A 22187-nucleotide genomic window follows, 5' to 3' on the forward strand; every position below is an offset into this window, starting at 1 on the left:
ACGAGTATGGTTGAAGTGTATCGCGCGAAAAGGAAATGGCAAAAGTAATGAGCGGACAAATCCCTGTGACACCTTCTCCTGATGGCATTGCGGCATCAGTCAAAGCCGCGAAAACACGGGATTTACCCCCTGTTCACCTGTGGAATCCCCCGTTTTGTGGCGATCTGGACATCAAGATCGCAAAAGATGGTTCTTGGAGTTATTTAGGCTCGCCCATCAACAGGTTCGAGCTTGTGAAGCTTTTTTCCTCAATTCTTAAGAAAGAAGAAGGCAAATATTACCTGGTGACCCCGGTCGAAAAGGTGGGAATCACGGTTGAGGATGTCCCGTTCGTCGCTGTCGACTTTGATGCCACAGGCTCAGGCGCGGCGCAGATTTTGACTTTCAGCACCCATGTGGGTGACACGGCCAAGGCCGGACCGGATCACCCGATCCGTGTTGAGTTTGATCCGAAGACCCAGGAACCCTCGCCCTATATCCTGATCCGCGCAAATCTAGAGGCGCGCATTGACCGCAAAAGCTTTTACCGGCTGGTCGAGATCGGCACCGACCATGAAGACTGGTTCGGGGTATGGTCAGGCGGTCAGTTCTTTCCGCTGATCCGCTCAGCCGATCTGGGCTGAGCGCGGCCTGCGATCCTGCGCCAGAACAACGGCGACCGCCACGATGCCCGCGCCCAGCGCGCGGGTTGAATTCCACTCATCCCCCAGCACAATCATGATCAGCATCACGTAAAATGGCGCGATGTTCATATGGAACGAGGCCAGCGCCACGCCCAGCTTTCCAACCGAAGCAACGAACAGGATCTGGCTCAGCCCCAGCGAAATCAGCGCGTAAATCCCCAGCATCCCGATCTGCTGCGCGTCGATGGCAACCTCAGGCATCACCTCCATGCCCAGCAACCCAGCGGCAAAGCACAAGATCACGGCCATGGCAAAGCCCCCGATCAACGTGATCGTCGCGCGCCCGGTCTGGCTGAGTTCGGGGAAATCGCGCGCTGTGGTCATGCTGCCCCAGCTGAAAAAGACGACCGACACGACCGCGCATAAGGCCCCAAGGCCCAGCTGCGCCGGGGCGACGGCGCTGGTGGCGATCAGCCCGCCGATAATTGAAACCAGAACGCCCAGGCCAAAATTCCAGCTCAGCCGACGTGTGCCCGCCTTAAGCTCCAGCAGGGTTGCGATTAGTGGCGCGCAAGAGGCGATGATGACGACGGTTACCGGATCGGTCAGCTTTTGCGCCAGGATCAGCAGGAACATCGGGCAGCCAAAGCCAAAAGCTCCGACGATCATGGCCCAACCCCATCTGGCCCTTAGAATACGACTGGGACCGTCCAGCATCAGCCAGATCGGCAGCAGCACCAAAACCGCCAGACCCAGACGTGCCGCCAGCAAGCCCACTGGCGACCAGCTTTGCAACAAGACCTCCGCCGCCGGAAAGCCTGCGGCCCATGCAAGCATCGAGGCAACCGCCAACCCGTTGCCAGACAACGCGGAGTTGCGGTCGGCAGACATAGAAATAGCGGTCCCGCGCACGGGGTCAGGGCTCATTGCCATGGGTCATACCTCTGGTCAAAGCGGCGCCAGAAATGATTCGCCGCATTGTCCCGAACGTCACTGAATTAAACCGGGTGATCTGGCCGATTTTCGACAATCTGTCGTTTTCAGTCCCTTTCGCTGAAATCTCCCGACCGATATGGTCCGGCGAACAGACACGCAAAGGCCATCCATGCCCAAATTCGCTGCAAATATCTCACTGCTCTTTGCCGAATTGCCCTATCTCGACCGGTTTCAGGCCGCCGCGCAGGCCGGGTTCAAAGCGGTTGAGATTCTGTTTCCCTATGATCTGGCCGCCAAGGAAACCCGCCGCGCCCTGTTGGCCAATGGGCTCGAGTTGGTGCTGATCAACGCCCCACCGCCCAACTATACCGGTGGCACCCCCGGATATGCCGCCATTCCCGGCGGTGAGGCGCGGTTTCAGTCCGACATCCGCCGCGTCCTGCGCTATGCCGGGGTGTTACGGCCCGAGAAAATCCACATCATGTCGGGATATTCCACGGGCGCGGATGCGATGGATTGCTTTGTTCAAAACCTGCAATGGGCAGCAGACCACGCTCCCCAACAGCCGTTCACGATCGAACCGCTCAACCCGGTGTCACAGCCTGAATATTTCCTGAACTCTTACGATCTGGCCGCCGAGGTTTTGGATAGCGTGAACCGGCCCAATGTTGGCCTGCAATATGACAGTTTTCACGCCCAGATGATCCATGGCAACGCGTTGCAGGTCTGGCAGCAGTTCCAAACCCGCATCGTGCATGCTCAGATCGGAGCGGCACCGGATCGCTCAGAGCCCGGTCGAGGTAAGATAAATTTTGCGGAGTTGTTCCGAGCGATTGATGACAGCGGCTACACCGGCTGGGTCAGTGCCGAATATCAACCCTCGATCCAACGTACCGCCGAGACGCTCGGCTGGATGCACCTTTGATTGTCCACTGACACTGGTATTACCCGGTAAAATGGCGCAGATCAGGGCAACCACAGACCAAGGATGTCCGGATGATCCCTGCCCGCTATGCCCGCGCCCTGTTCAGCCTGATCATGTCAGGCATGATGTCCTGCATCGTCACCGGTATCGCCACGGCCAAGGCCGTCGGCTTCGGTCCCGCGACGCTGGGCGACTGGATGGGCTCATGGGTTTTCTCCTGGCCCATCGCGTTCACAGTTATCCTACTGCTGGGCCCCAGCGTGCAACGGATGGTCAACCGCATGGTCAGACCACCGGGCTGACCCGCCGCGAAGAGGGCCCGCAGGGCTTGATGAACGGCGGCGCTAGTGCGCCTCGGCCCAATTCGCGCCCTGTCCCGCATCAACGCTGAGTTTCACATCCAGTTTCACCGCTGGGTCCGAGGCCCCCTCCATCACGTCGCGCGCCGCGTCGATCAGCGGGTCAACGGCGTCCTCGGATACTTCGAACAGCAATTCGTCATGCACTTGCAGCAACATTTTCGCGGGCAACCCATGGATCGCATCCGGCATCCGCACCATGGCGCGTCGGATCACGTCGGCCGCGGTGCCTTGAATCGGAGCGTTGATCGCCGCCCGACGCGAAAATCCCGCATGCGGCCCCTTGGCATTGATTTCGGGCGTATGGATTTTGCGCCCGAATAGGGTCTGCACATAGCCATTCTCTTTGGCAAAGGCGACGGTGTCGTCCATATAGGTCCGAATGCCGGGGAAGCGTTCGAAATAGCGGTCGATGAAGCCCTGCGCCTCGGCCCGTGGAATGCGCAGGTTGCGCGCCAGACCAAAACCCGAGATGCCATAGATCACACCGAAGTTGATCGCCTTGGCCTGACGGCGAATATCCGGCGTCATCTCATCCAGCGGCACGTCGAACATTTCCGACGCAGTCATGGCGTGAATGTCCAGCCCATCGGTAAACGCCTGCTTCAAGGCCGGAATATCGGCAATATGCGCCAGAATCCGCAGCTCGATCTGGCTATAATCCAGGCTGACCAACACATTTCCCGGTTCGGCAATGAACGCCTCGCGGATGCGACGACCTTCCTCGGTGCGCACGGGGATGTTCTGCAGGTTCGGATCGGTCGAGGCCAAACGACCCGTGTTCGCCCCGGTGATCGAATAGGCTGTATGCACCCGGCCCGTATCGGGGTTGATATGGGTCTGCAGCGCGTCCGTATAGGTCGATTTCAGTTTTGATAGCTGCCGCCAATCCAGCACCCGACGCGGCAATTCATGCTCGGTTGCCAGATCTTCAAGGATATCGGCACCGGTCGAGTACTTACCCGTTTTGCCCTTTTTGCCGCCTTCCAGACTCATCTTGTCGAACAGAATCTCGCCCAGCTGAGCGGGGGAGCCGACATTGAAGCTTTCACCAGCCAATTCGTGGATTTCAGCCTCTAACCCGGCCATTTTCTGGGCAAACGCGTTGGACATGCGGCTGAGGACATCGCGGTCAACCTTGATGCCATGCATCTCCATTTCGGCCAGAACCGGCACCAGAGGGCGCTCCAGCGTTTCATAGACGGTCGTTACCTGAACCTGATGCAGCTGAGGTTTGAACAGTTTCCACAGCCGCTGGGTGATATCGGCGTCCTCGGCGGCATATGCCGTGGCCTCGTCAATCGGAACCTTGTCGAAGGTGATCGCGGATTTGCCGGATCCCAGCAGCGGTTTGATCGGAATCGGCGTGTGGTTCAGATAACGCTCGGACAGGGTGTCCATGCCATGCCCATGCTCGCCGCCATGCATCGCATAGGACATCAACATCGTGTCATCAATCGGCGCCACATCCACGCCATAGCGGGCAAAAATCTTGGCATCGTATTTCATGTTTTGCCCGATCTTGAGGATCGACGGGTCCTCTAACATCGGTTTTATCAGTGTTAGAGCCTGTTCAATCGGCATTTGCCCCTCGGCCAGCGCGTCCGAGCCGAACAGATCGTCGGTGGCGCTTTGACGATGGATCAATGGGATATAGCAGGCCTCGCCCGCCTCGATGCAGAGCGAAATGCCAACCAGATCTGCGATCATCTCGTTCAGCCCGGTGGTCTCGGTGTCCACTGCAACCCACCCACGCTCGTAGGCCTGGTCTATCCATTTCTGCAAAGCCCCCGCGTCGCGGACGCATTCATACTTCGACGCGTCGAATGGAATGTCTTCAGCATCGGCCACATCTGCAACGGGCGCAGGCGCGTCTGCAATCACCGGTGCCTCGGCCCCCAGCTTGTCCGCTATGCGCTTGGTGAGGGTGCGGAACTCCATCTCAGCCAGAAAGCCCAGCAGAGTGTCCGGTTCAGGGTCTTGCACCTCAAGATCGTCTAAGGTGAAATCCAGCGGCGTGTTCTCATCCAACTGCACCAGTCTTTTCGACAGCTCAATCTGGTCGCGTTTGTCGATCAGGGTTTGGCGGCGTTTGGGTTGTTTGATCTCTTCGGCGCGGTCCAGCAGGGTTTCCAGATCACCAAATTCATTGATCAAAAGCGCCGCCGTCTTGATCCCAATGCCCGGGGCCCCCGGCACATTGTCCACGCTGTCCCCGGCCAGCGCCTGCACGTCCACCACACGTTCCGGCCCGACGCCGAATTTCTCGAACACACCATCGCGGTCGATGCGCTTGTTCTTCATCGCATCCAGCATTTCGACCCCATCGCCGACCAGCTGCATCAGGTCCTTGTCGGAACTGACGATCGTGACGCGACCACCGGCCTCACGCGCCTGTATGGCAAGGGTGGCAATGATGTCGTCGGCCTCATAGCCCTCAAGCTCTTTGCAGGCGATATTGAAGGCGCGGGTCGCCTCGCGGGTCAGCGGCATCTGAGGGCGCAGATCCTCGGGCATGGCCTCGCGATTGGCCTTGTAAAGGTCATACATATCGTTGCGGAACGTATGAGAGCCCTTGTCAAAGATCACCGCCACATGGGTCGGCGCGTCTGGCCCAGTGTTCCCCTCGACATATTTCTGCAGCATGTTACAGAACCCAGACACGGCCCCAATCGGCAACCCATCGGACTTCCGCGTCAGCGGCGGCAGCGCGTGATAGGCCCTGAAGATAAAGGCCGATCCGTCAATAAGATGAAGGTGACACCCTTTTCCGAAATTGCTCATGCGCGCGCTCCCTGTCGGTCAGGGATGGTTCTGCCACAGGGGCGCACGGGTGACCAGTACAGAAGGTGAACTATCCGCCGAACAGGCCGCCAAATACATCCGAAAAGCTGTTGAGCAGCGCCATGATGACCAGCACACCGAGGAAAGCGAAAAACGCAAAAGCAAAGAACTGAAACAGGATTGCGCCGATGCCGATTGCGATACCCGCAATGGCCGGGCGCAGTTTTTCGTGGCGCAGAATGCCTATGGCCGACAGGATGACGGCCAATCCTCCCAAAAGGGCTACGCCGATCTGCAGAAAGTCGTCCAGATCACGGACCCGGGCCACCGGCTCGGGTTGGTCCAGCCCGGCGGCCGAGCGCAGGGTGGATTTTCCAAGCTCGGCTGCAAGCTCTCCCAAAGACACGCCAGTCGATTGTTGCGGTGCGAATGGCCCGGCCCAGAACAGGAACAGGGCGCCCAACAGGGCCATCGCGGAAACACTAAAACCAATCCATCCGAAGACCGGTTGGTTGGTATTTTGGATACTGGCGTCCATCAACACACTTCCTCCATTGAGCCGGCGCAAAGCTATCGTCAGAACACGACATTAGTTGGGCAGGTTAGACCTTGCCTGATTGGTTTATCAAGCGGGACAAAGTGATCGAGTAAGGCAATGGAACCCAAGTGCCGAAGTCTTCATTCGCAGCCCACAGCACCTCACCGGCCCAGACATGGCAGGTTCGCAGCGCGTTGAAACGCCCTCTGGCCTTAAAACTGATTGTGGTTGGAAAAACCCGGCAGCCAGGAGGCCTGTAGATCGGCCCGCTGACCAGGCGATTTCGATCGTATCATCGCCCTGCGCCCGATTTCCCGATCCGGTTAGAAGCATTCCGATAGCGGCGGCCAGAAAATAGCCAACAGCTCCAATGATTAGGCAGAGGTAAAACCTGCCCGCGGCTTTGCACATTCAGGCGCTGGCCTCGTGCCCTTTTAAGACAAATTTGCAGTCGCAATAGGGGCACTCGACCCAGCCGGTGTCTTCGGGGATCTGTAACCAAACACGTGGGTGGCCCAATGCACCTTCGCCGCCATCACAGGCGACACGAGAGGTTTCGACGATCTTGGTTTCCGGCGCTTCGATTGTCACGGCTGGCGATCCTTCACTGGTTGTCGGCCTCGCGGGCATGCATTAGGTGCGTTTATGAGCGATGAGCAAACCGGGGGCAAGAGCCACATGGACAATGCGGCAATCAGGATCGAAGGGCTGCGCAAGACCTATCGCGGCAGCAAGGGCCAGCCTGAAAAGCAGGCGCTGAAGGGCATCGACCTGACAATCCCGCGCGGTTCAGTCTTTGGATTGCTGGGGCCGAACGGGGCTGGGAAATCGACCCTGATCAACATTCTGGCCGGGTTGGTGGTGAAATCTGCAGGCCATGTGTCGATCTGGGGTCATGACCAAGACCGCAACCCGCGCCAATCTCGCGCTGCCATCGGCGTTATGCCGCAAGAGCTGAACCTGGACCCTTTCTTTACCCCGCGCGGTGCTTTGGAGGTTCAAGCTGGCCTATATGGTGTACCAAAGGCGCAGCGGCGCAGTGATGAAATCCTCGAACTGGTTGGCCTCAGCGACAAGGCCGAGGCCTATGCCCGCACCCTGTCCGGCGGGATGCGGCGCCGGTTGCTGTTGGCCAAGGCTTTGGTGCATAACCCCAAAGTGCTGGTTCTGGACGAACCCACAGCGGGCGTGGATATCGAGCTGCGCCAAATGCTCTGGGCCAACGTGCGCAAGCTGAACCAGCAGGGCATGACCATCATCCTGACGACGCATTACCTGGAAGAAGCACAGGAGATGTGCGACCAGATCGCCATCATCAATCATGGCGAAAAGATCGCACAGGACAGCACGGCAGACCTGCTGGGCCGCATGGATGGTCGGACGATGGTAATTATTCCGGATGGCCCCGTCACTGAACTGCCTGCGACCGAGGGAGTCGAGGCCACACTGCGCGACGATGGCAGCCTGGTGCTGCGCTATCGCAGTGCCCAGACCAGTGCCGAACAGGTTCTGGAATCCGTCAGGGCCGTGGGCATGCGTATCCGGGACGTTCGCACCGAAGAAGCAGATCTTGAGGATGTGTTCCTGGCCCTGACCTCGACCCGGGCGGGCGATGTCCCGGCAGCTGATCTTGATCAGCCGCGCCGGGGATTGCACCGGGTTAAGCTTTAGGCGCGGTCGATCCGCGCGTGATAGCAGTTATTCGACGCGGATCTGATGTGGATATAGGCGACATCAGCGCGGGCAAAGATATCCCCGGCAGCGTTTTGCAATTCCGACTGCGGCGTAATGATCCCGGTGCCGTAAACAATCCTGTCGTCCGATCCGTACCCTTTAATCAGATAAGTGGGTGAGGCGGTCAGCGCCTCGGGCAGGTTGGTGAGATCCTCATAGCGCTGACAAGGCTCTACACAAAGGTAAATCGGCCCGGTTTCAGCAAAAGGTTGTGTCGCTGGAAAGGGCCGGTGGGCCAGCACCAGCATTTCCTCTCCCTTGGGAATATAGGTCAGGCAATGACGGCAGGGGTTTCCTTCCCCGTTCGATATCGCCCTTTCGGGCGGGTTGCCATAACCATCAGGCGCGCCTTGGCGATAGGCCTGAACCTGCGCGGTGGGGAGGGCAGATATTTTGTGCATGTTAGGTCTCCTTCTTTGTACAAAAGATGCCTGACCCGGCGAGGGGAACCGACCCGTTTCCTGCGCAAACGCTTCTTTGAGACAGCGCGACATATACGCGCCGTGGCTTGACAGCACGGGCTACAATCCGATCTGAACGGGACGCAATTCAGTTTCGGAACGCCCATGTCCAAACCTACCTCTCCTGCCCGCCCAGGAATTCCTCCGAGGTTTCCCGCCACCGCTGAACAGATCATGTCGCAGGTGAGCGCATTCTACGCCCGCGTCCGGCAGGACGAGGCACTGGCGCCGGTCTTTGCAAACCATGTCAGCGACTGGCCCCCGCACGAGAACAAGATCGCCGCGTTCTGGCGCAACGCCATTCTGCATGAGCGTTGTTATGACGGAAATCCGCAGCGTATTCACATCGAAAGGCCCGATATCAGGCCCGAATTGTTCGATCATTGGCTGGACCTGTTCGAGGAGGTGGCCCATAGCACCCTGCCCGCAGAAACCGCGCTGCCCTGGGTGGCGCTGGCCCGGCGCATCGGCGTAGGGATGAAAGTGGGTGTACAATCCGCGCGCCAGCCAAAGGACGCGCCACCGATCCTGCGATGATCTCAGATCATGGCCGGTTGCCATGTTAGCGGTAAAATAAGGGCTATCAGACTCTGAAAAATGGGTTTATGCAACGGATGAACCCACCATTCCGCTGCCCAAGGTCAGACCCATGAGCACTCAAAACACCACCCTCAGGGGCCTTGGCTATGCGTTTCTGGGATTTGCTGTCTTTGCCAGCCACGATGCGCTGATCAAGGTGCTGGGCGGAACCTATTCGGTGATGCAAATCATCTTTTTCGCCACGCTGTTTTCCTTTGTACCGATGGCCGTGACAATCCTGACAGACCGCTCTACCGGCAACTTCCTTCCGCACCATCCCTGGCTGGTCCTGCTGCGGTCGGGGTTGATGGTCACAGGCATGTCCTGCGCATTTTATTCCTTTTCGGTCCTGCCTTTGGCCGAGGTATATTCACTCCTGTTCTCTTTCCCGCTGATCGTCACGGTCCTGTCGATCCCCATATTGGGTGAGGTGGTCCGCGCCCAGCGTTGGGCCGCGGTTGGCGTGGGCCTGATCGGCGTGTTGATCGTTCTGCGCCCGGGTACCACGGACATCACGCTAGGCCATCTGGCGGCGCTGTCGGCCGCGTTCTGCAGCGCTTTCGCGTCAGTTTTGGTCCGTAAGATCGGCAATGAGGAACGCTCGGCCGTTCTGATCCTTTATCCGATGCTGCTGGCCATAGTGGTCATGAGCATCGCGCAACCGGCCGTTTATCAGCCTCCGTCCTTGTTGCATCTGGCCATGATGGCACTGGTCGGAGTATTTTCTGTCATTGCCCAACACCTGATTATTCTGGCTTATCGTGCCGCGCCAGCGGGGGTCATCGCCCCCAGCCAATACAGCCAGATCATCTGGGCCACGATCTTTGGCATGGCGTTTTTCGGCGAAAAGCCAGACGGCTGGGTTGCCGTCGGCGCCAGCATCATCATCGCATCTGGTGTCTTCGTCGTCTGGCGCGAGAGCCGGTCGAACACCACCTCAGCCAACACCCCGGTTCTGCGGGTTCGCTCACCGCGTTCGGATACAGGGGCGACGCGACCAGGAGAATGACCCCTGCCTTTACGGCTCTTTGCATCTGATCCTGAGACCACCATTTTCGCCGCTCTTTTCAAACCGGTCTATGGCACGCACCAGATCGCTCAGCCTTTTGTGGCCATAAGAGCGGGAATCAAAATCCGGATACATCTTACCCAGCTGACTTCCGACAATCCCAAGGCTGGTCCAGCCGTCCGGCTCATTGGTATTCTGAACGACATTGCGAATAAGCTGATAGGCATGGTTCAGCTCTTGCTTTGGCTTTGGGCTTTCGGACTTTTTGGCCTGTGGGTTATGTGCCGCTGGCTTCTCAATATTATCAATATAGATGAACCGATTGCACGCTGCCACAAAGGCCTTGGGGGCTTTGCGTTCTCCTATTCCGAACACATCCAACCCCTGCTCGCGTATCCGACTGGCAAGGCGCGTGAAGTCGCTGTCTGACGAGACCAACACAAAGCCGCTGAACCGACCCGAATGTAGAATATCCATGGCATCAATGACCAAGGCAATGTCGCTGGAGTTCTTGCCGGATGTGTTGGCGAATTGCTGATGCGGAACGATGGCGTATTCGGCCAGAGATTTGGCCTCCCATCCCTGCGGTGATCCGTTCGAGAAATCCCCGTATATCCGCCTTAAACCAGCCTCACCGAGCGTGGCAATTTCTTCGAAAATCTCTGCTGCATGTTTTGCAGAGACATTGTCCGCATCGATCAGAACCGCCAGACGGTCTGTCTTTCCTGTCGTCACCTGAAATCCTCAACCTTAAATTTAATTCATAGTGAGGAATGTAAGACCCAAAAAGGGCGAGCAAAAGCCCGCCCTCGGAAACTATTTCGGTTTTCTCAGTATACCACAACCGAGCGGATGCTTTCGCCCTTATGCATCAGGTCGAACCCATGGTTGATGTCGTCCAGGCCCATGGTGTGGGTGATCATCGGGTCGATCTCGATCTTACCTTCCATGTACCAATCGACGATCTTGGGCACATCCGTGCGGCCACGGGCGCCGCCAAAGGCCGTACCGCGCCAGGACCGACCGGTGACCAACTGGAACGGGCGGGTCGAGATCTCGGCCCCTGCAGGTGCCACGCCGATTATGATCGACTCGCCCCAGCCCTTATGCGCCGATTCCAGCGCCGTGCGCATCACGCCGACATTGCCCGTTGCGTCAAAGGTGTAATCTGCGCCGCCCTTGGTCAGATTGACCAGATAAGGCACCAGATCGCCTTCGATCTCGGACGGGTTCACGAAATCGGTCATACCGAACCGGGTGGCCATTTCCACCTTGGAGGGGTTCAAGTCGACGCCGACGATCTGGTCGGCCCCTGCCAGTCGCAGGCCCTGGATCACGTTCAGGCCGATGCCACCCAGACCAAAGACAATGGCGCGGCTGCCGATCTCGACCTTGGCGGTGTTGATCACCGCGCCGATGCCGGTGGTCACGCCGCAACCGATATAGCAGATCTTGTCGAAAGGCGCGTCCGGGCGCACTTTGGCAAGCGCGATTTCCGGCAGGACCGTGTGGTTGGCAAAGGTCGAGCAGCCCATGTAATGCAGGATCGGATCACCATCCAGCGTCGAGAACCGAGAGGTGCCATCGGGCATCAACCCTTGGCCCTGCGTCGAACGGATCGCCTGACACAGGTTGGTTTTGGGATGCAGGCAGTATTCACATTCGCGACACTCGGGGGTGTAAAGCGGGATCACATGATCGCCCGGCTTCAGGCTGGTCACGCCCGGGCCGACCTCGACCACCACACCTGCGCCTTCATGGCCCAGAATGGCGGGGAACAGGCCTTCGGGGTCTGCACCCGACAGGGTGAATTCGTCGGTGTGGCAAATGCCGGTCGCCTTGATCTCGACCAGAACCTCGCCCGCCTTGGGGCCTTCGAGGTTCACATCCATCACTTCCAAAGGTTTGCCGGCCTGAACGGCGACAGCGGCACGGGTGCGCATGATGTACTTCTCCCAGTCAAATTTGGCCTGACCCTGCGTTAAATGCAGGGTTTTTTCAACTGCGCTTTGATGGCAGCAATGCTAAATATTTGATATTACAGAAACGACATTGCCAGAAAGAGGAGCGCCAATGCGCCGTTTGACCCCTGTTTTGATTTTGCTGGTCGCATGTACGGAGTCGCCCGCTCCTGAGGACGCGCCACTGCCACTTGAACCCGCCCCGGTCGATTTGGCTTTTTGCAGAGGAGAGCCATTTGCCGATGCGATTGGCAAGCCTGTATCGACCATTCAGTCGCAATTACCCGAACGGTCGCGCGTTTTAGGCCCCGATGACATCGCCACACAGGATTATCGCATCGACCGGTTGAACGTCTTTGTGGACGGCTCGGGGATCATACAGAATCTGACCTGCGGTTAAGCCTGGCAGAAGCTCAAAACCCCAATGTTAGGGCCTATCTTCCGCGATATATCACCCAATCCGGCAAATAGCCCACAAGGCGGATCAGCCATGAAAACGGCGCTGGGAAGTCTGTGCGGAATCTGTGGCGGGACATTGCCCGAACCACATGCTGGGCCGCGCCCTGAGGCGTCATCAGCATCGGCATCCTGAAACTGTTCTTTTCGGTCAGGCGAGTCTTGATAAAGCCGGGATTTACGATCCGAACCGTGACGCCCGAACCCGCCAGATCATGCCGCATGGTTTCTGCCAGTGAAATCAAAGCCGCCTTGCTGGCACCATACCCGACTGCAGATGGCAGGCCATGATAGCCGGACAGCGACCCGATCAGCGTGATCTCCCCCTGCCCGGCCTTAACAAACCCAGGAAGTATTTCGCCCAGAACCCGCAAAGCGCCCTGAAAATTCACATCGGACATCCGAAGAGCGGCCTCGGTGTTCCACTCAGTGCTGCGTATCGGGTCATAAGCTCCGGCATTATAGATAAGGCCATCCACCTTTCCGGCAGCGGAAGCGGCACGTCGAACAGAGTCTAAATCGGCGACATCGCAACGAATGGCTTTTGAATTTGGCAGAATGCTGCAGATTTCATCCAGGCGTTTCGCGTTTCGCGCCGACAGGATCACCCGGGCGCCGCGATTGCTTAGAGCTTGCGCCAATGCACGACCCAAACCTTCGCTTGCGCCAACTATCCAATAAGTTTTCCCGTCAAAGCTGTTCATGCCGACCATTTCTGAATTGTGTTATTTCAATACGGTTACACGGCCAGTTTGGATCACCTTCGGTTGCTCGCGGTGAGGCCGCTAAATTGCAGCCGCACCTGAAAAACCCCTGTCTTGAATGATCCAATCCTGCTCCTACTGCGTATTCATTATCAAAACGTCACGTAACGAGGCTATCATGTTCGACGAAACCCAAAGGGGCAGGAAAAAAATCGCCATAGTTGGCGCAGGCATTTCAGGCCTTTCAGCGGCTTATTATCTTTCCGAAAACAATGACGTGACACTCTTTGAGGCTGAACCCAGGCTTGGCGGGCATGCCCGCACGGTCATGGCGGGCAAAAATGGCGATCAACCCGTCGATACCGGTTTTATCGTCTTCAACTATGCCACCTACCCTTACCTGACACGGTTGTTCGATACGCTGAACGTGCCTGTCGAAAAATCCGAGATGAGCTTTGGTGCGACCATCGACAACGGGCGCATCGAATACGGGCTGAACAACCTGCGCACTCTTACGGCGCAGAAACGCAATCTTGCGCGGCCGGCCTATTACAAGATGATCGCCGACATCCTGCGTTTTGGCAGAGAGGCCCCGGACGCAGCCAAGGACGATGACACAACCATCGGAGAGCTGGTTGATCAGCTGCGGTTGGGGCACTGGTTTCGGCACAATTACCTGATGCCCATGTGCGGGGCGATCTGGTCGACCCCGGTTGAATTTGTGGATCAATTCCCGGCGCGGTCGCTGGTGCAGTTCTTTCGCAATCACGCTCTGCTGGCCAATGGCCGCGCCAATCAGCACCAATGGTACACGGTCAAGGGCGGCAGCATTGAATATGTCCGCCGGATTGACGCCACCCTGCGTGCCCGCGGGGCCGAAATACGTCTGGCCAGCCCCGTTCAGAGGGTTCAGCGCAATGAGATAGGCGTGACCGTTCACAGCCAAGGCCAGTCGGATCAGTATGATGAGATCATTCTGGCCACCCACTCGGATCAATCCCTTGCCATTCTGGGCCAGGATGCCACCCCAGCCGAAGCAGCCGCGCTTGGCGCGATCCAGTATCAGCCCAACACGGCCATCCTGCATTGCGATCCGTCGCAGATGCCCAAACGCCGGGCCTGCTGGTCCAGCTGGACCTATCGCTCGCAGGCCGGGAATGTCGGGGTGACCTATTGGATGAACAGGCTGCAGAATATTCCCGACAGTGACCCGCTGTTTGTGACGCTGAACGCCTCATCCGAGATCGCCGCCGACAAGATCTATGATAAGGTCGAATTCGCCCATCCGGTTTTTGACAAGGCCGCACTTTGGGCACAGGGGCAAATCCGCGAGATGCAGGGACAGAACCGCACCTGGTTTGCGGGCGCCTATAACCGGCACGGGTTTCACGAAGACGGGATTGCCAGCGCCATGCATGTCGTCGAGCGGATCACTGGCGGCTCGCAAACCATCGGAGCAGACAATGGCACCCCTGAACAGATCGCGGCCATCCCTGTTGCGGCCGATCTTTGAGCTGTTGCGCCAGGCCATTCTGGCGCTGGCGATGGTGCTGCCCAGCGGTTTAGCGGCGTCACCTTTGGCTGAACGGTTGGGCGATCCAAAGGTTCTGGGCAGCTCTACGTTCCGGTTCCTGGGTTTGCCGGTTTACGACGCCAGGCTTTATACGCCCGGCGGCGCACCGTTTAACTGGAATCAAAAGTTCGGGCTGAAACTGACATACCGCAAATCCATCGCGCAGAAGGCTCTGATCAAGTCGACGCTTGACGAAATGGTGCGACAGGGCAACCCGACTCCAACCGCCGATCAGTTGCAGGCCTGTTTTCAGGCCGTCAGCAAAGGCGACAGCTATCTGGCAATCCCGGAGGGGCCGGACAGGATCGGGTTCTGGCGCAATGGCAGCAGAACCTGCACCTTGTCGAGCCCGGGCATCACGCGCGCATTCATGTCGATCTTTCTTGGCAGCAACACCAGATCGGCCAACTTTACCCGGCAGTTGAAGGGTCAGTGATGCTGTATCCCCGGGTCAGTCTCTATGCGTTGATGCTCGCCGCTGCAGGCATCCCGCTTTACATTCACCTGCCGCGTTTTGCGGCGGTCAATCTGGGCATTGGCCTTGGGGTGATCGGCGCCGTCCTGTTGCTGATCCGTCTGGTTGACCTTGTGCAGGATCCCCTGATTGGCTGGGCGATTGACCGGTGGCCTGGTGGCCAGCTTTTGTTTGCTGCCCTCGCCGCACTTGGGCTGGCCGTTGGCTTCCCGCTGCTGTTCACTCTGTCTGAGGGCGCGTCCGTTGCCAGTTTGGTGGCCATCCTTATCCTGCTGTTTTCAGCCTACAGCCTGGGAACCATCCTGCTCTATGGCCGCAGCGCCACGTTGGCCAAAACGCCCACCCCGTCCGAGCTGATGACACTCGCCGCCTATCGCGAGGGCGGGCAGCTAACCGGCGTGATACTTGCCGCAAGTGCCCCCGCGCTGTTTGTCGCCTTTGGCGCGCAGGCGCAGGGCTATCCTGCGTTCGGGCTGTTTTTGGGCCTCATCGCCATTCTGACCTTTGTCCTGACGGCCCCGATCTGGCGACGCGCGCCGATAACCGGACAAGCCCTGACCTTTTCCGGGCTCGGCGATGCCGGTGCGTTGCGCCTGCTGGTTCTTGCGCTGATCAACAGCTTGCCGGTCGCCATCACCTCTACCCTGTTTCTGTTTTTTGTCGAAGACCGGCTGCAACTGCCAGGCATGGCAGGACCGCTGTTGATCTTGTTCTTCCTCAGCGCGGGGGCAAGCGTGCCCCTTTGGGCGCGGCTCAGCAATCGGATTGGCCCGAAACAGACCCTAATGATCGCCATGCCGCTGTCGATTGCGGCCTTTGTCAGCGCCGCGACGCTGTCAACCGGCAGCCTAGCCGGGTTCGCCCTGATCTGCATTGCATCGGGCGCCGCACTTGGGGCGGATATGGTGGTGCTGCCGGCCATGTTCTCGGTCGCTCTGACACGCGCAGGTCTGAACGCATCCGCCGCATTCGGCATCTGGTCATTCGCGGGCAAGCTGGGGCTGGCCCTGGCGGCCTTTTTCACCCTTCCATTGCTGGAACGCAGCGGATTCACTCCGGGACAGGCAAATTCAGCCGAGGCGCTGCGAACGCTCAACCTCGCCTATGCCATTTTGCCGTGCATCCTGAAACTCGGCGCGTTTGGAATGGTCCTGACGCTGCCAACTGAGGTCTCAGCCAAATGAAACTACTTGCTATAGCCCTGCTCATCATCTTCGCCCTGTCCATTGCAAAGGGGCGCTATCTTAGCTTTCGGGCCCAATCGCCTGAGGATTACAGCGGCACCGGTCCCGCCTTTGAGATGAAGGAAAACCTGAACGGGGAAATCCTGTCCGAAGGGCTGATCTATGGCCCCGACGGTAAGATGTCGAACAGCTTTGTCGCCCGTATGGTCGGGGAATGGGACGGCAACACAGGCACCCTGACCGAGAATTTCACCTATTCCAACGGCAAGAAGATGGCCCGCAAATGGTATCTGACTCTGGGCACAGGAAACACATTCATCGCGACAGCAGATGACATCGTGGGCGAAGGGCGCGGCACGGTCTCGGGCTCGACCGTAAAGCTGACCTACAAGATCATCCTGCCCGAGGACGCAGGGGGACACACGCTGGACGTAACCGACTGGATGTACCTGACGGAAAGTGGCGTGATCATGAACCGATCCGAGATGCGAAAGTTCGGCATCAAAGTCGCCGAGCTGATCGCCACCATGCGCCCGGCGCCCTCCACCAAATCGGCCTATCTGGACCGGGCGAATGGCCATGACACCGCCGCTGAAACACGGGTGCTGCAATGAAACCACGTCGTGTTTTCATCGCTGGCCTTGTTGTTCTGGGGCTGACCGTTCTGGCTGCCTGCTCCGCGAAACCCCGAACCCCCAAGACCTTTTTGTCCGATCGGCAGTTGAACCTGGAAGAGTTCTTTGAGGGTCAGACTGTGGCCTATGGTCAATTTCAGGATGTTCTGGGCAATGTGCCACGCCGGTTCACTGTTGATATCAATGGTACATGGGATGGCGAGACGCTGACCCTGATCGAGGATTTCGTCTATGACGACGGCGCAACCGAGCAGCGCGTCTGGACCCTGACCAAAACCGGCAAGGATAGCTGGACCGGCACAGCCCCTGGCGTGCTGGGCACCGCCAGCGGGATCGAGCGTGGCGATACGTTCAACTGGACCTACAAGATCGACCTGCCCGTCAAGGATGGGACCATGCGGGTCGATTTCGATGACTGGATGTGGATGCTGAGCGATGACCGGCTGCTGAACCGGGCCTATGTCTCGCGCTATGGCATCCGGCTGGGTGAGGTCATTTTGTTCTTTGAAAAGAAATAGTCAGACAGAAAAAGGGCGAACCCGAAGGCCCGCCCTTAGATCAATCTGGTTCAGATCAGCTTAGAAGTTGAACTGAGCACCAAAGTCGGCACGGATCTTGCCGTCGTCGTCGCCATCTTTGATCTCGCCAACTGCACCACGCAGCGATACACCGCCGCCCAGGTCATAGATGGCGCCAACACCGATATTGCGGGTGTCGTCGTCAGCCGAACCGTCACCGTAAACCAGCTGCAGCGTGGTTGCCGCACCCAGATCATAGGCGACCGAGAAACCATAAGCGGTGCCATCTTCGGCGTCGTTGTTGACGTCATCGTCAGCCACGAACAGGGTGCCGTAGAAATCGCCCAGTTCTGCACCAAGGGTCAGAACAGTCAGGCTTTCCTTGTCAACGCCTGCGCCTTCATCAGTTTCACCATATGCCAGCGAGGCTGTGAAGTTGTTGAAGGTGTAAGATGCGCTTACGTCCCAGCGATCACGGTCGTCAGTGATGCCTGCGCCCAGGAATTTCGTGTCCTGGTCATAGGATGCCGAGAATGCCAGATCGCCAACGGTGTAGCGGAAGAACACAGCATTCGCGCCCGTGCCGGTTGAGCTGTATTCCAGGAAGGAATAGTTCACGCCCGAATACTGACCCAGGAATTCTTCCAGGCCCGGCTCGGTACCGAAGTAGTCATCCAGGTTGTCGAACGAACCCGAAACGTTACCGGCGTCAACACGCAGGCCGCCATAGATAACCGAGAAACGGGCGCCATTCAGGCCAGCTTCGTTCTGCTCGCCGGTGCTTGAATCGTCATCCGCCTGCAGACGAACACGGCCCTGGAATTCAACGCCGCCATCTGTTTCGGCACTGGCGTCGATGTTCAGACGAAAACGCGACACCAAAATGGTATCGTCGGTCGAGGCGTTGTTTGAATTGACCGCACCAGACGCGGTCGTTGTGGTGGTGGTTGCTGAACGGTCTTCTTCATAGCCCAGACCAAAGCGGCCATAGCCGCTGAATTTGACTTCCGCGGCAGCAACACTGGCGGTTGCAATCAGCGCGGTCGATGCGATGAGTACGTTTTTCATGGTTAATCCATAAGTTTTGAGAGGAGTAGTGCCACCGAAGCGGCGGCTAAATTCGTCGAATAATTTCAACATGGGCACAATAGCGAGACGGGATTTTCCACGCCCTCTGCCTGCAACGGTGTTGCCACTTTGCACCGGGCAAAAAGGCCGCAGGGCGCAGATATTCAAGCTTTTCGAGCACTTTGTTCGCCCATTGGAAACGTTACAAAAATTTGAACGCAAAAAAGCCAGACCACCTCTTTAAACCGGGAATTATTGACAGGTCGCATGATTCAGGGATTCTCGGTCCCTAGCCCTGTTGTGACTGCAGCCCAATTTCAGGTGAGTCGCAATCTGAGATTCCGCGTTCCGGGTATTGCCTCGTCCAAGAGCACGCCCATTCAGACGGCATAATGCCCAGCCGCGCCTCGGGTCGGATGCGATCCTGCTACGGCACCATATGCTAGTTGCTGCTATAGAAAAATGACAGGCTGCGGCTGACACCGCCAGGGGGCAACGGGAAAGGCGACGCCGCGCGAACCTGCGCCTTGGCAGCACGGTCGACTTCGGGGGATCCAGAGCTGTCGACCACATCGACAAAGGCCAAGGTTCCATCCGGGTTGATCTGAAAAAAGACCTGAGCGAAACCGCGCGCCGAAACATAGACCAAAGGCGCCCGGTTCAGATGCATGAGCACACGGCCAGCATAATTGGTTTTGGTGGAATTGCCTGGCCCCCTTCCCCCTGAACCGGCACTGGTGTTGCCGCGTGTGAACGGGTCAATTCCCGCGCGTTTGTACTGCGACAGCGGGGATTCGACCTCTTTCTCAGGGAACCGCAGATCACTGAAATCGTTGGAGCCCGGCAAGACGCCCTGCGGTTTGGAACTAGGCCGTTGATCCGGTAGCTTCGGACGCACCGAAGAGGTCAGTGCCGTCTCTGTCTCTTCCTCCGCCTCAGGTTCGGGTTCGGGCTCGACAAGTGGGATGTCGACGTCGGGAATGTCAGCTATCAGCGGTATGTCGGGAACCGGCGATGGCTCGGGCGTGGGAACTTCGGCCGGGGCCGGGTCAACCGCTGCCTGTTCTTCGGCTTGCACCGGGCTGGCCTCGGGCACTCCTTCGGGTGTTTCGGCCTGCTCACTGGGTTCGGCCTGAGGCGTGGAATCTTCGTCCTGGCTGGCGGCTTCATTTGCGTCCGAAGGTGTCTCAGACGTGGTTTCCGACGGCTCAACCGTTTCCGTCACCACCGGGCGCACGATTTCGGACTTGCCCAGATCGGGTGAAGGGACCTGCTGAGGGTTATCAGAGGCGACCAATGCTTCGCTGACCGGCACTTCTTCGGGTTCGGGTGCCGGTTCGGGCTCCAGTGGCTCTTCCGGTTCCGGTTCGGATTCGGGGGCGGGCTCGGGCTCAACCGGGTCCGCAACGACATCGGCAATCTCTTCGAACTCATTGCCCAGCGCGATGGCATCGGCCGGGCCTGCGGGTTCTGCGGTTTCCGTCAGATGGGGCGCCGTCACGCTCAACCCGCCTAAGTGAATCAACAGCGACACCAGCACCGCAATAATCGCAATGACAACCGAGCGTCTGATCATTCCAGCGCCTTTTCGGTCACGACAAAGACCGACGTCGCCCCCAACCGCCGCAGAGTACCTGTCACCTCGATCAGCCGGTGGCCGGGTGCATCCCGGTCGGGCACGATCCGCACCGGCGCGGGGTCGCGGCCGGTCATATAGGCTTCGGGAGTCATCGGCTGGCCCCGAAAGCTGAGCAATCCGTTCTTGTGCAGAACCAACGCGTCGGGGGGCTCACTACCCTCCAGTTCCGAGGTATCCACAAGTTGCAGATCCGGATCCAGCGGCGGCGCTATCGTTCCGGTGATCAAAAAGAAGATCAGCATCAGAAACACGACATTGATCAAAGCAATGGTCGAATCGCGTTTGCGGCGGGGTCGAATATTGCGGATCATCGCCTCACTCCAGCACCAGAACGCTCAACCCGTCACGGCCACGCAGCCGCACCAGCAGATTGACCAGCCTTTGTGAGGTTGTATCGGGGTCAAGGCTGACCAGGACCTGCCCTGTGTTCACCTGCTCGACCACCTCGTCCAATGTGACCGGAACGCCGTTCAGGATCAGGCGCTCTGATCCCAGCTGCAGAAACACCCGCTGACCCGTAACTTCGTCGACAGAGGCGCCATCGGTGGCGCTGCTTAATTCGATCTCGGCATATTTCGAGAATGTCGAGGTCAGCATGAAAAAGAGCAACAAGAGAAATATGATGTCGATGAGCGGCGTCATCGACATTGGCCGTCGCACAAATGGTGCAGAATTACGCATGATCTGCTGTCGTTGGGACAGCGGCCACCTGGGCAGAGTCTGACGATCCCCGCCCCGGAACAAGAACGGTCCTCAAGGCCTTGTCGGCAAAAACCCGTTCGCGCGCAGTGCGACTTTCGAACCAGGACAGAACCATCGAGGTCGGCATCGCCACGGCCAGACCAACCGCTGTGGTGACCAGCGCTACCCAGATACCGCCCGCAAGCAGCGAGGGATCAACGGATGATCCGGCAGTCTGCAGGCTCTGGAACGCTTCGATCATGCCAAGTACGGTGCCGAACAGGCCCAGCAGCGGTGCCAGCTGTGCCACGGTGTCCAACAGACGAAAGCCGCGCTCAAGGCCCGCCAGGGCCAACCCGGCCTCGGCATCCAGCCTTTGGTCCAGCCCCGGCACGATGGGCGCATCCATGGCAGAGTTGACCAGCGGCGCAAGATAGCTGCGGCTTTCCGCCAGCTTGGCCCTTGCGGCCTGCGTGTCACCGGCATCCCAGGCCGCAAGCGCCTGGGACAGGATCTTGTGCCGACCGACACCGGAAACCGTGAATTGCCAAAGCTTGTACAGCGTGACGGCCAGCGTCACGATCGACATGGCGATCAGGACCGCAACCACCGGCCCGCCAAGGGCAACAATTTCACGCAAAGCATCAAGCGGGCTCATCTGAGAAACTCCACATCTGTTCGGTTGTTTAGCGTAAGGGCTTCGTCGCAAAGATCGCTTTCGGCGCCTTCGACCGTACATGTATTGGATCCGTTGATCAGAATCCGGCCAACATCGCCGCAGATCATGTCCGCGATGCTGAACTGCCGCACCCGCAGACGTCCCGCAGGAATATCGCGGAAATTATACAGCGACAGGCTGACAACATTGCCCTCCGCGTTAAAGATAACGGTTTCAAAATTGGCGGCCTCAATCTCGGCACCGGTCTGATTTTGCAACAGAAATGACAGTCGGCAGTTGCCTTCGACCTGTTGCAGATTGTTCAGTTCCATCAACAGCCCAGCGCTTGGGTCCTCGGCGGATTGCGCAGGGGACATGGTTGGAATGCCAAGACAAAGGATCGCGAGTTTCGCCAGGCGGAAAGACGTCACAGGTATTCTCCCGGTAATTCAATGAAGACATCGAAGGCCGGCGTTTCGGTGCTGGCGCGTTATTCTTTTATCCAAGAGCTATGGCCCGCGAAAGGGCTCGCGACGCATTTGTGACCAACCGGCATATTTACGGCCATCCGGTCAGGCCACTGGTTTCCGGCCGGATTAACCTGAACCCCTGAGGCCTTGTACCTGGTGCCAATCAACCTCGGACCGACCGAAATTGCCTCTGAGTGGTGCGACCACACCGGGCTGG

The 22187-nt window shown here is 58.3% G+C and carries 26 protein-coding genes; 12 read left to right on the forward strand and 14 right to left on the reverse strand.

Annotated elements, in window-relative coordinates; all coding sequences use genetic code 11:
- Positions 1-47: 47 nt before the first annotated feature.
- On the forward strand, positions 48-623 hold the full coding sequence (locus AC2FIC_RS16940) for a DUF1285 domain-containing protein (protein WP_281973328.1): 576 nt from the start codon (positions 48-50) through the stop codon (positions 621-623).
- Here the strand turns inward: AC2FIC_RS16940 and AC2FIC_RS16945 are convergent.
- Complete coding sequence (locus AC2FIC_RS16945; RefSeq protein WP_496692805.1) at positions 606-1550, reverse strand: DMT family transporter; 945 nt, start codon at positions 1548-1550, stop codon at positions 606-608. The two genes, AC2FIC_RS16940 and AC2FIC_RS16945, sit on opposite strands and share 18 nt — an antisense overlap.
- Before the next feature lie 178 nt (positions 1551-1728).
- On the opposite strand from AC2FIC_RS16945, the gene AC2FIC_RS16950 reads away from it, so the two are divergent.
- On the forward strand, positions 1729-2484 hold the full coding sequence (locus AC2FIC_RS16950; RefSeq protein WP_496692806.1) for a hydroxypyruvate isomerase family protein: 756 nt from the start codon (positions 1729-1731) through the stop codon (positions 2482-2484).
- A gap of 71 nt (positions 2485-2555) precedes the next feature.
- The gene (locus tag AC2FIC_RS16955) at positions 2556-2786 is read left to right on the forward strand and encodes a DUF2798 domain-containing protein (protein WP_496692807.1); all 231 of its coding nucleotides are present in this window, start codon (positions 2556-2558) and stop codon (positions 2784-2786) included.
- A 42-nt stretch (positions 2787-2828) separates the two neighbouring features.
- Here AC2FIC_RS16955 and polA read toward each other — a convergent pair whose 3' ends face one another.
- The 3 genes from polA to AC2FIC_RS16970 form a co-directional block, all read right to left on the reverse strand.
- On the reverse strand, positions 2829-5627 hold the full coding sequence (polA, locus tag AC2FIC_RS16960) for a DNA polymerase I (protein ID WP_496692808.1): 2799 nt from the start codon (positions 5625-5627) through the stop codon (positions 2829-2831).
- A 70-nt stretch (positions 5628-5697) separates the two neighbouring features.
- Positions 5698-6165: a hypothetical protein gene (locus AC2FIC_RS16965; RefSeq protein ID WP_281973333.1), complete on the reverse strand. Its 468-nt coding sequence runs from the start codon at positions 6163-6165 to the stop codon at positions 5698-5700.
- A 411-nt stretch (positions 6166-6576) separates the two neighbouring features.
- A complete protein-coding gene (locus tag AC2FIC_RS16970; protein ID WP_142638543.1) occupies positions 6577-6756 on the reverse strand; it encodes a zinc-finger domain-containing protein in 180 nt (59 codons plus the stop codon).
- An 87-nt stretch (positions 6757-6843) separates the two neighbouring features.
- On the opposite strand from AC2FIC_RS16970, the gene AC2FIC_RS16975 reads away from it, so the two are divergent.
- The gene (locus AC2FIC_RS16975) at positions 6844-7836 is read left to right on the forward strand and encodes an ABC transporter ATP-binding protein (protein ID WP_142638697.1); all 993 of its coding nucleotides are present in this window, start codon (positions 6844-6846) and stop codon (positions 7834-7836) included.
- Here AC2FIC_RS16975 and AC2FIC_RS16980 read toward each other — a convergent pair.
- Positions 7833-8300 carry a DUF1203 domain-containing protein gene (locus AC2FIC_RS16980; RefSeq protein ID WP_496692809.1) on the reverse strand — a complete coding sequence of 156 codons (468 nt, stop codon included), beginning with the start codon at positions 8298-8300 and terminating at the stop codon, positions 7833-7835. The genes AC2FIC_RS16975 and AC2FIC_RS16980 overlap by 4 nt on opposite strands.
- A 165-nt stretch (positions 8301-8465) precedes the next feature.
- Here AC2FIC_RS16980 and AC2FIC_RS16985 point away from each other — a divergent pair, with 165 nt between their 5' ends.
- Both AC2FIC_RS16985 and AC2FIC_RS16990 read left to right on the forward strand, forming a co-directional pair.
- On the forward strand, positions 8466-8897 hold the full coding sequence (locus AC2FIC_RS16985) for a group III truncated hemoglobin (protein ID WP_142638539.1): 432 nt from the start codon (positions 8466-8468) through the stop codon (positions 8895-8897).
- A gap of 112 nt (positions 8898-9009) precedes the next feature.
- Positions 9010-9948 carry a DMT family transporter gene (locus AC2FIC_RS16990; RefSeq protein ID WP_496692810.1) on the forward strand — a complete coding sequence of 313 codons (939 nt, stop codon included), beginning with the start codon at positions 9010-9012 and terminating at the stop codon, positions 9946-9948.
- 9 nt (positions 9949-9957) lie between these two features.
- Here AC2FIC_RS16990 and AC2FIC_RS16995 read toward each other — a convergent pair whose 3' ends face one another.
- Both AC2FIC_RS16995 and AC2FIC_RS17000 read right to left on the reverse strand, forming a co-directional pair.
- Positions 9958-10683 (reverse strand): NYN domain-containing protein, encoded by a 726-nt coding sequence (locus AC2FIC_RS16995; protein ID WP_496692811.1) that lies wholly within the window; start codon positions 10681-10683, stop codon positions 9958-9960.
- Positions 10684-10778: 95 nt separating this feature from the next.
- Complete coding sequence (locus AC2FIC_RS17000) at positions 10779-11891, reverse strand: S-(hydroxymethyl)glutathione dehydrogenase/class III alcohol dehydrogenase (RefSeq protein ID WP_496692812.1); 1113 nt, start codon at positions 11889-11891, stop codon at positions 10779-10781.
- A gap of 130 nt (positions 11892-12021) precedes the next feature.
- Between AC2FIC_RS17000 and AC2FIC_RS17005 the strand changes: the two genes are divergently transcribed.
- Entirely contained in the window at positions 12022-12309 is a 288-nt protein-coding gene (locus AC2FIC_RS17005) for an I78 family peptidase inhibitor (RefSeq protein WP_496678465.1), read from the forward strand.
- A gap of 34 nt (positions 12310-12343) precedes the next feature.
- On the opposite strand, the gene AC2FIC_RS17010 is transcribed toward AC2FIC_RS17005, so the two are convergent.
- Entirely contained in the window at positions 12344-13069 is a 726-nt protein-coding gene (locus AC2FIC_RS17010) for an SDR family NAD(P)-dependent oxidoreductase (protein WP_496692813.1), read from the reverse strand.
- A 178-nt stretch (positions 13070-13247) separates the two neighbouring features.
- Here AC2FIC_RS17010 and AC2FIC_RS17015 point away from each other — a divergent pair, with 178 nt between their 5' ends.
- Genes AC2FIC_RS17015 through AC2FIC_RS17035 form a run of 5 tightly spaced genes read left to right on the forward strand, consistent with a single transcriptional unit; the run spans position 13248 to position 17454 of the window.
- Positions 13248-14582 carry an NAD(P)/FAD-dependent oxidoreductase gene (locus AC2FIC_RS17015; protein ID WP_496692814.1) on the forward strand — a complete coding sequence of 445 codons (1335 nt, stop codon included), beginning with the start codon at positions 13248-13250 and terminating at the stop codon, positions 14580-14582.
- The gene (locus AC2FIC_RS17020) at positions 14533-15078 is read left to right on the forward strand and encodes a hypothetical protein (RefSeq protein ID WP_496692815.1); all 546 of its coding nucleotides are present in this window, start codon (positions 14533-14535) and stop codon (positions 15076-15078) included. Before AC2FIC_RS17015 ends, AC2FIC_RS17020 begins: the two co-directional genes overlap by 50 nt.
- Positions 15078-16301, forward strand: a complete 1224-nt coding sequence (locus AC2FIC_RS17025; protein ID WP_496692816.1) for an MFS transporter — start codon at positions 15078-15080, stop codon at positions 16299-16301. Before AC2FIC_RS17020 ends, AC2FIC_RS17025 begins: the two co-directional genes overlap by 1 nt.
- A complete protein-coding gene (locus AC2FIC_RS17030; protein WP_496692817.1) occupies positions 16298-16915 on the forward strand; it encodes a DUF3833 domain-containing protein in 618 nt (205 codons plus the stop codon). The genes AC2FIC_RS17025 and AC2FIC_RS17030 overlap by 4 nt, the downstream gene beginning before the upstream one ends.
- Positions 16912-17454 (forward strand): DUF3833 domain-containing protein, encoded by a 543-nt coding sequence (locus AC2FIC_RS17035; RefSeq protein ID WP_496692818.1) that lies wholly within the window; start codon positions 16912-16914, stop codon positions 17452-17454. Before AC2FIC_RS17030 ends, AC2FIC_RS17035 begins: the two co-directional genes overlap by 4 nt.
- 60 nt (positions 17455-17514) lie before the next feature.
- Here AC2FIC_RS17035 and AC2FIC_RS17040 read toward each other — a convergent pair whose 3' ends face one another.
- The 6 genes from AC2FIC_RS17040 to AC2FIC_RS17065 form a co-directional block, all read right to left on the reverse strand.
- Positions 17515-18522, reverse strand: coding sequence for a porin (locus AC2FIC_RS17040; RefSeq protein ID WP_496678480.1), 1008 nt, complete (start codon positions 18520-18522; stop codon positions 17515-17517).
- 442 nt (positions 18523-18964) lie between these two features.
- The gene (locus tag AC2FIC_RS17045) at positions 18965-20098 is read right to left on the reverse strand and encodes an energy transducer TonB family protein (RefSeq protein WP_496692819.1); all 1134 of its coding nucleotides are present in this window, start codon (positions 20096-20098) and stop codon (positions 18965-18967) included.
- Positions 20095-20472, reverse strand: coding sequence for an ExbD/TolR family protein (locus AC2FIC_RS17050; protein ID WP_271951792.1), 378 nt, complete (start codon positions 20470-20472; stop codon positions 20095-20097). The genes AC2FIC_RS17045 and AC2FIC_RS17050 overlap by 4 nt, the downstream gene beginning before the upstream one ends.
- Before the next feature lie 4 nt (positions 20473-20476).
- Complete coding sequence (locus AC2FIC_RS17055; RefSeq protein WP_496692820.1) at positions 20477-20842, reverse strand: biopolymer transporter ExbD; 366 nt, start codon at positions 20840-20842, stop codon at positions 20477-20479.
- On the reverse strand, positions 20835-21500 hold the full coding sequence (locus tag AC2FIC_RS17060; RefSeq protein ID WP_496692821.1) for a MotA/TolQ/ExbB proton channel family protein: 666 nt from the start codon (positions 21498-21500) through the stop codon (positions 20835-20837). The genes AC2FIC_RS17055 and AC2FIC_RS17060 overlap by 8 nt, the downstream gene beginning before the upstream one ends.
- A complete protein-coding gene (locus AC2FIC_RS17065; RefSeq protein WP_496692822.1) occupies positions 21497-21931 on the reverse strand; it encodes a hypothetical protein in 435 nt (144 codons plus the stop codon). Before AC2FIC_RS17065 ends, AC2FIC_RS17060 begins: the two co-directional genes overlap by 4 nt.
- Positions 21932-22187: the final 256 nt, after the last annotated feature.

It is taken from the genome of Ruegeria sp. CDSC079 (assembly GCF_059610505.1).

What these genes read in the sequence shown, in the direction of transcription:
- AC2FIC_RS16940 (WP_281973328.1), top strand. Translation starts at nt 48, where the DNA reads ATGAGCGGACAAATCCCTGTGACACCTTCTCCTGATGGCATTGCGGCA.
- AC2FIC_RS16945 (WP_496692805.1), bottom strand. Translation starts at nt 1,550, where the DNA reads ATGAGCCCTGACCCCGTGCGCGGGACCGCTATTTCTATGTCTGCCGAC.
- AC2FIC_RS16950 (WP_496692806.1), top strand. Translation starts at nt 1,729, where the DNA reads ATGCCCAAATTCGCTGCAAATATCTCACTGCTCTTTGCCGAATTGCCC.
- AC2FIC_RS16955 (WP_496692807.1), top strand. Translation starts at nt 2,556, where the DNA reads ATGATCCCTGCCCGCTATGCCCGCGCCCTGTTCAGCCTGATCATGTCA.
- polA (WP_496692808.1), bottom strand. Translation starts at nt 5,627, where the DNA reads ATGAGCAATTTCGGAAAAGGGTGTCACCTTCATCTTATTGACGGATCG.
- AC2FIC_RS16965 (WP_281973333.1), bottom strand. Translation starts at nt 6,165, where the DNA reads ATGGACGCCAGTATCCAAAATACCAACCAACCGGTCTTCGGATGGATT.
- AC2FIC_RS16975 (WP_142638697.1), top strand. Translation starts at nt 6,844, where the DNA reads ATGGACAATGCGGCAATCAGGATCGAAGGGCTGCGCAAGACCTATCGC.
- AC2FIC_RS16980 (WP_496692809.1), bottom strand. Translation starts at nt 8,300, where the DNA reads ATGCACAAAATATCTGCCCTCCCCACCGCGCAGGTTCAGGCCTATCGC.
- AC2FIC_RS16985 (WP_142638539.1), top strand. Translation starts at nt 8,466, where the DNA reads ATGTCCAAACCTACCTCTCCTGCCCGCCCAGGAATTCCTCCGAGGTTT.
- AC2FIC_RS16990 (WP_496692810.1), top strand. Translation starts at nt 9,010, where the DNA reads ATGAGCACTCAAAACACCACCCTCAGGGGCCTTGGCTATGCGTTTCTG.
- AC2FIC_RS17000 (WP_496692812.1), bottom strand. Translation starts at nt 11,891, where the DNA reads ATGCGCACCCGTGCCGCTGTCGCCGTTCAGGCCGGCAAACCTTTGGAA.
- AC2FIC_RS17005 (WP_496678465.1), top strand. Translation starts at nt 12,022, where the DNA reads ATGCGCCGTTTGACCCCTGTTTTGATTTTGCTGGTCGCATGTACGGAG.
- AC2FIC_RS17010 (WP_496692813.1), bottom strand. Translation starts at nt 13,069, where the DNA reads ATGAACAGCTTTGACGGGAAAACTTATTGGATAGTTGGCGCAAGCGAA.
- AC2FIC_RS17015 (WP_496692814.1), top strand. Translation starts at nt 13,248, where the DNA reads ATGTTCGACGAAACCCAAAGGGGCAGGAAAAAAATCGCCATAGTTGGC.
- AC2FIC_RS17020 (WP_496692815.1), top strand. Translation starts at nt 14,533, where the DNA reads ATGGCACCCCTGAACAGATCGCGGCCATCCCTGTTGCGGCCGATCTTT.
- AC2FIC_RS17025 (WP_496692816.1), top strand. Translation starts at nt 15,078, where the DNA reads ATGCTGTATCCCCGGGTCAGTCTCTATGCGTTGATGCTCGCCGCTGCA.
- AC2FIC_RS17030 (WP_496692817.1), top strand. Translation starts at nt 16,298, where the DNA reads ATGAAACTACTTGCTATAGCCCTGCTCATCATCTTCGCCCTGTCCATT.
- AC2FIC_RS17035 (WP_496692818.1), top strand. Translation starts at nt 16,912, where the DNA reads ATGAAACCACGTCGTGTTTTCATCGCTGGCCTTGTTGTTCTGGGGCTG.
- AC2FIC_RS17040 (WP_496678480.1), bottom strand. Translation starts at nt 18,522, where the DNA reads ATGAAAAACGTACTCATCGCATCGACCGCGCTGATTGCAACCGCCAGT.
- AC2FIC_RS17045 (WP_496692819.1), bottom strand. Translation starts at nt 20,098, where the DNA reads ATGATCAGACGCTCGGTTGTCATTGCGATTATTGCGGTGCTGGTGTCG.
- AC2FIC_RS17050 (WP_271951792.1), bottom strand. Translation starts at nt 20,472, where the DNA reads ATGATCCGCAATATTCGACCCCGCCGCAAACGCGATTCGACCATTGCT.
- AC2FIC_RS17055 (WP_496692820.1), bottom strand. Translation starts at nt 20,842, where the DNA reads ATGCGTAATTCTGCACCATTTGTGCGACGGCCAATGTCGATGACGCCG.
- AC2FIC_RS17060 (WP_496692821.1), bottom strand. Translation starts at nt 21,500, where the DNA reads ATGAGCCCGCTTGATGCTTTGCGTGAAATTGTTGCCCTTGGCGGGCCG.